Here is a 7287-nt window from a genome sequence, read left to right as displayed (position 1 = left end):
CCGAGGAGTCCAAGCACACCTGCTCGAACTCCTCGGCATCGACGAAACCCGACCCCGCTGGCTGGAAACCTAAAACCCCATGTGCGAAGTCCGGGGCTAGCCCAGTGCACTCCAGTGCGGACAGCGGACGTAGGGCAGCGGCGGCGCGCAGTGGTCGACGCCGCCGGCCAGCACCGGGCCGCGCTCCGAGCGGGCCACGCCGGGCGAACTCGCGGTCAGCCCCGCCTCTCCGGACTCTCCGAAGCGCAGCGCCAGCCGGTAGCCGTCCGGGGTGGTCGCGGCGACGCCCGGACGGTCCCGGTCGGCGTTCAGCGAGGTGATCGTCCAGCCGCGCCGGCGCCAGTGCCGCTCCACCACGTCCGCCAGCACCGCCCGTCGGGGCAGCGAGACGACGGTGAGGAGGTCCCGGCCGCGGGTGACGTACCAGAGCAGTTCCGACTCGCGCCCCGGCAGCGGCAGCCGCGCTCCCGCCCGTGCGGGCGCCCCCTGCCAGACCGGCGCCGGACGGACGGCGTCCAGGGTGTCCTGGAGCAGCGTCTCGCAGCGCTCGGCGGCGTCGAGTTGATCGGCCGCCACCCCGGGGTTCGACCCCGACCCGGCCCCCGGTCGGCGGACCGGCGCGATCCACGCCCCTCCGGGGCCACCGCCCGGGCGTCCGAGGTTCAGTTCGGCACCACCTGACTGCACAGGGCCCTCCGTACTCCTCCCGGTGTTCAACCCGGGCAGGCATTCCGTCACTGCTTGGACGGCGGACGGGTACGCGCAGTTCCCCTCCCGATCCCCTCCCTCACGGTTTCCACACGTTCATAGTGCACTGCACGGTGTAGTTTACTTCTGCGCCGGCCGAGGCGGACCGGAACCACCGACCGGCGCTCCCGGCAAGCCTTCTGACCCACCATCGAGAGGACCCGCCATGCCCGTCATCACCGTCGACACCGCCCGCATCCCCTACCGCGCCGTCGGCGACGGCCCCGACACCCTCGTCCTCGTGCACGGCACCGGCCCCGGCTCCGCCATGTGGGACGGCCTGCTGGACGCCTTCACCGACCGCTACACCGTGCTGCTGCCCGACCTCTCCGGCAGCGAGGCCGCCGTTGACGACGGCGCTCCGCTCACCCTGGAGGCCCTGGCCGCCCAGGTCGCCGCCGTGATCGAGGACGCCGGCCGCGGCCCCGCCGACGTCCTCGGCTTCTCGCTCGGCGCCGTCGTCGCCACCGCGACCGCCGCCCTGCACCCCGGGCGGGTCCGCCGCCTGGTCGCCGCGGCCGGCTGGATCAGCGCGGAGCAGGACGAGTACCTGCGGCTCTCCATGGCCACCTGGCTCTCGCTCGCCGACCACCCCGCCGCGTTCGGCGGCTACGCCACCCTCACCGCGTTCAGCCGCGGCTTCCTCGACCGGATCGGGCGCGCCGCCGTCGAGGCCAACACCGCCTACCTGCGACCGACTCCGGGCACCCTGCGGCACATCGCCCTCAACCTGGCCCTCGACCTCGGCCCGCTGCTCCCCCGCGTCCAGGCCCCCGCCCTGGTGATCGGCTGCACCCAGGACGCCACCGTCCCGGTGGAGAACGCCCGCCGGCTGCACGCCGCCCTGCCCGGCAGCGGCTACGCCGAGTTCGACACCGGCCACATCGTGCTCGCCGAGGAGACCGGGGCGTTCACCGGCGCCGTCCGGGAGTTCCTCGCCGCCGCCTGAGCGATCCGGCCCGCCCGCCCGCGCCGGGCGACCGGCGCGAGGAGCACACCGCCGCCCGAGAGGCAAGCCCCGTCCCAGAACGGCCGATTACCGCGCATGGTGATCCCTATCAAATTGACTGAACGTCAACTTCAAAGGTGAGACTGCCTTGTCGGAAACATCGCAAGGAGAAGACCATGCGCATACTCTTCACCGGCCCCGCCGCGGCCGGTCACCTCTACCCGATGGTGCCCACCGCCCAGGCGCTGCGCGCCGCCGGGCACGAGGTGCTGTTCGCCGGCGCACAGCCGCTCGACATGATCCGGCCCGCGGGCTTCCCCGTCGTGGAGATCGGCGACGGCCGGACCCTGCGGGCGATCGTCGAGGAGCGCCTCGGCGGCCGGGTCCAGTACGTCAACCAGGACCAGACCCAGGAAGAGATCTTCGACATGGCGGCCGCGATGTTCGCGTACGCCTCCCGCCCGGACGTCGACGGCCTGCTGGCGGCCGCCACCGACTGGGGCGCCGACCTGCTCGTCCACGACGCCTTCCACGCCGCCGGCCCGCTGGTCGCCACCCGGCTCAGGATCCCGTCGGTCGTGCACAACTTCGGGGCCAGTCCCGGCCGTTCCATGGCCGAACTGGTGGCCTCGCACGTGCCCGACCTGTACGAGGAGTGGGGCCTGGCCGGCCCGTCGATCGCCGCGACGATCAACGTCGGCCCGCTCGGCGGCGACCCGGACGGCCTCGCGATGCGCTACGTCCCGTACAACGGCGGCGGCATCGTCCCCGCCGAGTTCCTCCGCAAGCCCGACCGCCCGCGGGCGGTCGTCACCCTGGGCACCGTGCTCTCCGAGCTCGACGGTGTCCGCGCGGTGGTCCGCATGGTCGAGGCGGCGGCCGAGGTCGACGCCGACTTCCTGCTCGCGGTCGGCGACGCCGACCTCGCCCCGCTCGGCACCCTGCCCGACAACGTCCGCGGCCTGCCCTGGGTCCCGCTCAACGAGCTGCTCAGCCAGGCCGACGCGCTGATCCACCACGGCGGCTCGGGCACCATGCTGACCGCCGTCCAGGCCGGCCTGCCCCAGCTGCTGCTCCCGCAGGGCGCGGACCACTTCCTCAACGCCGAGGCCCTCACCGCCACCGGCGCCGCGCTGAGCTCCGCCTCCGACGCCGTCGACACCCCGCTGATCGAGCGCGTCCTCACCGACGCCGCGCTCCGCGAGGCCGCCCGGCGCCTGCAGGCCGCCAACACCGCACTGCCCGCCCCGGCCGCCCTGGTCGCCACGCTGGAGGACCTCGCCACCCGCCACTGATCCCCGCTCGGGCACTCCTGCGCCCCGAGCCCGCGGCAGTCGCGGGTCCACCGACCCGCGACTGCCGCCGTACCGCCGCCTCCGGCAGCACGGCCGGTCGACGCTCAGACGGGAGACCTCCGCGCTGCCGGGGCGTCCGGCACGGCCTCCGACCGCGTCCGGTCGGCCCGGGGCAGCAGGAACGGGGTGGCCAGGATGAGCAGTCCCGCGACCGTGAGGGCGGTGCGCGGGCCGGTGGCGTCGGCGAGCAGCCCGCCGAGCGCGGTGCAGACGGCGATGGACGCCTGCTGTCCGATCGACCAGGCGGACAGGGTGCGGGCGACGAGGTGATCGGGCGTGCGTTCGAGCCGGTAGGTGGCGAGCACCGGGTTGAACAGGCTCATGTTGATGATGATCGCCAGCTCGACGGCCATCACCGTGACGAGGCCGACCACGCCGGGGCGGACGAAGACCAGGCCGATCAGCCAGACGGCGCGCAGGGTGCCGACGGTCCGGAACACCCGGTCCCTGCCGTACCGCTCCACCACCCGCCGGGCCAGCCGGGAGCCGATCAGCCCGCCGAGGCAGGGCGCCGCGAAGGCGAGGCCGTACTGCCATGGGGCGAAGTGGAGTTGGCGCAGCAGGAGCACGGCGAGCACCGGCTCGGTGGCCATGATCAGACCGGCGACGAGCATGTTGTTGAGGTAGAGCGCCCGCAGCCCGGGGTCGCCCGTGATGTGCCGCCAGCCGTCGAGCACCGTTCCGAATCGGGCCGAACTCCCGCCGGCCCGCCGCGGCGCCTCCTCCCGGCCGCGGATCGCGGTGATGCACAGCGCGGAGAGCAGGTAGCCGAGCGCGTCGGCCACCACCGTGGTGACCGGCCCGAACCGGCCGACCGCCGCCCCGCCCAGCGGCGGCCCGACCGCGATGGAGCTCCAGTTCGTGGACTCCAGGCGGGCGTTGGCCACCAGCAGGTCGTCCGGCCGGACGACGGCCTTGAGGTACGCGCCACTGGCCGCGCCGAACGCGATCCTGGCCGCGGCGACCACCACCGACACCACGAGCAGCTGGACGAAGCCGAGCAGGCCGAAGGCGTAGGCGACCGGGATCGTCGCCATGGCCGCGAACCGGACCAGGTCCGTCGCGATCATGACCGGGCGCTTGCGCCGGGACTCCACCCACGGCGCGAGCGGCACCGCGACCAAGGCGCCCACCGCGGGCCCCACCGCCGACAGCGCGGACACCTCGGCCGGGCCGGCGTGCAGCACCAGGACCGCGATCAGCGGCAGCGCCCCGAACCCCAGCCCGGACCCGTACGCGCTCACCGCGTACGCCGCCCACAGCCGGCCGAACGGCCGACCCAGCCGTCTCCCGCCCCTCATCCGCGGTGCGCTCCCCTCGACTCGACGTCCGACCGCACAAACCGCGGTTGACCGGGGAGAGCCAATCCGACGCCGGGACAAGGGGTCAAACAACCGCCTCACCCCTCCCGCACAACCAGTGGTTGTTCCCTAGGGTGGGTCGGCGTGGACCTCGAAGCAGTGCGCACCTTCGCCGCCATCGCCGAAGCCGGCCAGTTCCAGAAGGCCGCCGTCGACCTGGCCGTCACCCAGCAGGCCGTCTCCAAGCGCGTCGCCGCCCTGGAGCGCGACCTCGGCGTCCGACTGTTCACCCGCACCCCGCGCGGCGCCGAACTCACCATCGACGGACAGGCCTTCCTGCCCCACGCCCGCGAGCTGCTGCGCGCCGCCGACCGCGCGGTAGCGTCCGTGCGCGCCGGCCGCCGCCCGCTGCGCGTCGACGTGATCAACTCGCGCGGCGCGGCCTCGGGCCTGATGCGCGACTTCCACCGCGCCCACCCCGGGATCGACCTCGACGTGCTGATGCTGCTCGACATCGAGACCGCCGTCGCCGCCATCCGCTCCGGCACCATCGACGCGTCCTTCCGCGCCGTCGCCATGCCCGGCCGGCCGCTCCCCGAGGACATCGGGTCCGTCCGGGTCCTCGACGAACCCCTCCAGCTCCTCACCGGCCCCGCCCACGCCCTGGCGGACGCCAGGTCGGTGACCGTCGCCGAACTGGTCGGCCACCGGATCTGGATGCCCGGCATCGTCCCCGGCAGCGAGTGGGGCGCCTACTACGACGACCTCGTCGCCGAGTTCGGCCTCACCATCGAGTCCACCGGCCCCAACTTCGGCTCCGACGCCCTCCTCGACACCATCGCCGACACCCCGGCCCTGGCCACCTTCATGAGCGAGCGGACCCGCCTCGTCTGGCCCGCCGGCCACGGCCTGCGCCGCATCCCGGTGACCGACCCGACCCCCGTCTACCCCCACTCACTCCTCTGGCACCGCGACAACCCCCACCCCGCCCTCCCCATCCTCCGCGCCCACCTCGCCACCGCCCCCACCACCCCGGACACCTGGACCCCCACCTGGGTCCGCCCCCACTGACCCCCGCCCGGCCCGGCCCGCCCAGGCCCGGACAACACGAAAGCCGCAGGTCATGTGACCTGCGGCTTTCGGTAGTGGAGCGGGCGACGAGAATCGAACTCGCGCTCTAAGCTTGGGAATCTTTGGGCCTTCGAGCCACAAAGGGCCCCTGACCTGCATTGATAACAACAGTACTGGCCCTTCCGAGGCTCGTCGCGGACCGCTGCTGTCTGCCGTTCTCCACCTGTTCTGGCACGGCTCTGGCACAGCCAGAGCCGTGCCAGCGTTGCGTACTGTGTGCTGGTCTGACTTGACCACACCTTGCACGGTCCTGAAGCCCGCCGAACCCCTGCAGCCAGGTAGGGCTCCACATGCGATCCCCCAACTGGAGCGAGGGTGAGTTCCCAGTTTCCGCCCACACGAGGGGCACACTCGGGCATTCTGTAACTGTGCGACACACAGAGTGACCGTCGAGAGGCTGACCAAGCAGGGAGTGGGCAGATCATGGCGCACGCCGAAGCGGAGACCACCCGCAGGAAATTGGCTCAGGTCCGGGCACGCATCAAGGCCATGCCAGACGATCAAAAAGTCCTTGCGGAACGGTATGGCCGTGATCAGCAAGCTGCCTTGACACTGCTACCAGCTTTGGACAGCGTGACCCGCATTCGTATCGGCCCAGCCGTGCGCGAGGCCTCCCTGCTTGCACACAAGGTGCGGCACCAGTATGCAGCACTGGAATCCCTTCTGAGAGATCACGGGTGGCTGCGAAAATCCGCCGGCGCACTTCGCTTGGGGAGCCTCCTTTTCCTCCTAGGGATCATTCTTTTTCAACCCATCAAAAAATTGGGAACCGATAATCCAGCCGGCACTATTGCAATGTACACGGGGGGCGGGGCATGCCTGCTCTTCCTACCCCTGCATCGAAGAATGTCGCGCCTTAATTTTCGATCGTCACCTATCTTTTCCGCTGCTTCGCTACTTTCGATAGGATTGGCTGCGAGCACGGCCGATGACTATTGGAGGCGCCACACTTCAAACAATCCTTCAACGCACAACACCCCACAGAAGGTACATCAGTTTGACTGGAGTGAAGCAAACTGGCATGACGTAGCAACCGGATCTACGACGATGCTTACCTCATTCGCGGTCCTACTGCTCATATTTGAGATCTCCCTACCCCTTAGGCGGGTGACCATAGAGCTAGAGGATTCGAAAGCTATTGCCTGTGCAGTTGTTATCGACTCCCTGCTTGAGATTGCCCTTTTGCTAGAAGCAGCAACGCGCCCCAAGCCGCCGGCTCTAACTTTCATTTTCTCTGGCGAAGAGATTCCACCAGCATTTCAGCCATACATAGCTAGCGACCAGCGGGCCAAAGTGGTCGAAAAGCTGGAGTCTCTTGCTCGATACCTGGAGGGACCTTGGGAGCGGAGGCTCCGCCCCAAGGACCCCGCAGGTGGAGCAGAAATTCGGCGAGTCGCCGATGGAATCGCAGCAAGCGTCCGCTCATGGAAGCCTACCGCTGCTATCGGAGGAGAAAAGCTCGGCGAAATGCGTGACGCATTCAGCGAAGGCCTGGTCGACGCTGTCAACGGGCGATGGCTAGAGCTAACTCGCGAGATCTCGGCACGCGAGGCTCTCGGGAAGAGAGTCTTGCGAAGCGTGCGACGTGCGGCCGCAATTTCGGTCTTCTCTTCTGCGGTGTTGCTGGTATTTCTACAACCCTTTAGCTGGACCCACAGCTTGGCAAATCCGGCCGCAGCACTCCCTCTGATACTCTGCGCAACTGTACTAGCTGGATTCTTGGACCCCACTATCTTCGAGCGCGCCGGGGCTGCGGTCAAGCTCAGCAATGACGTTCTGAGCAAGCACTGAAGCGCCCTTCATG

General features: G+C 70.1%; 6 protein-coding genes. 4 read left to right on the top strand and 2 right to left on the bottom strand.

Features of this window, described 5'->3' with window-relative positions:
* Positions 1 to 96: 96 nt before the first annotated feature.
* A complete protein-coding gene (locus tag ACIQ87_RS37580; RefSeq protein ID WP_402416181.1) occupies positions 97 to 576 on the bottom strand; it encodes a hypothetical protein in 480 nt (159 codons plus the stop codon).
* A gap of 337 nt (positions 577 to 913) precedes the next feature.
* Between ACIQ87_RS37580 and ACIQ87_RS37575 the strand changes: the two genes are divergently transcribed.
* Positions 914 to 1696, top strand: coding sequence for an alpha/beta fold hydrolase (locus ACIQ87_RS37575; protein ID WP_402416178.1), 783 nt, complete (start codon positions 914 to 916; stop codon positions 1694 to 1696).
* A gap of 176 nt (positions 1697 to 1872) precedes the next feature.
* On the top strand, positions 1873 to 2991 hold the full coding sequence (locus ACIQ87_RS37570; RefSeq protein ID WP_402416175.1) for a nucleotide disphospho-sugar-binding domain-containing protein: 1119 nt from the start codon (positions 1873 to 1875) through the stop codon (positions 2989 to 2991).
* A gap of 104 nt (positions 2992 to 3095) precedes the next feature.
* On the opposite strand, the gene ACIQ87_RS37565 is transcribed toward ACIQ87_RS37570, so the two are convergent.
* Complete coding sequence (locus ACIQ87_RS37565; RefSeq protein ID WP_402416172.1) at positions 3096 to 4352, bottom strand: MFS transporter; 1257 nt, start codon at positions 4350 to 4352, stop codon at positions 3096 to 3098.
* Positions 4353 to 4496: 144 nt separating this feature from the next.
* On the opposite strand from ACIQ87_RS37565, the gene ACIQ87_RS37560 reads away from it, so the two are divergent.
* Complete coding sequence (locus ACIQ87_RS37560) at positions 4497 to 5423, top strand: LysR family transcriptional regulator (RefSeq protein WP_402416169.1); 927 nt, start codon at positions 4497 to 4499, stop codon at positions 5421 to 5423.
* A gap of 1107 nt (positions 5424 to 6530) precedes the next feature.
* Positions 6531 to 7274 carry a hypothetical protein gene (locus ACIQ87_RS37555; protein WP_402416166.1) on the top strand — a complete coding sequence of 248 codons (744 nt, stop codon included), beginning with the start codon at positions 6531 to 6533 and terminating at the stop codon, positions 7272 to 7274.
* Positions 7275 to 7287: the final 13 nt, after the last annotated feature.

This window comes from Kitasatospora sp. NPDC096204 (assembly GCF_044763205.1).
In the GTDB taxonomy this organism is placed as follows: domain Bacteria; phylum Actinomycetota; class Actinomycetes; order Streptomycetales; family Streptomycetaceae; genus Kitasatospora.
Note: the sequence above shows the minus strand (reverse complement) of the source record. Positions and strands in the feature narration are given on the sequence as shown.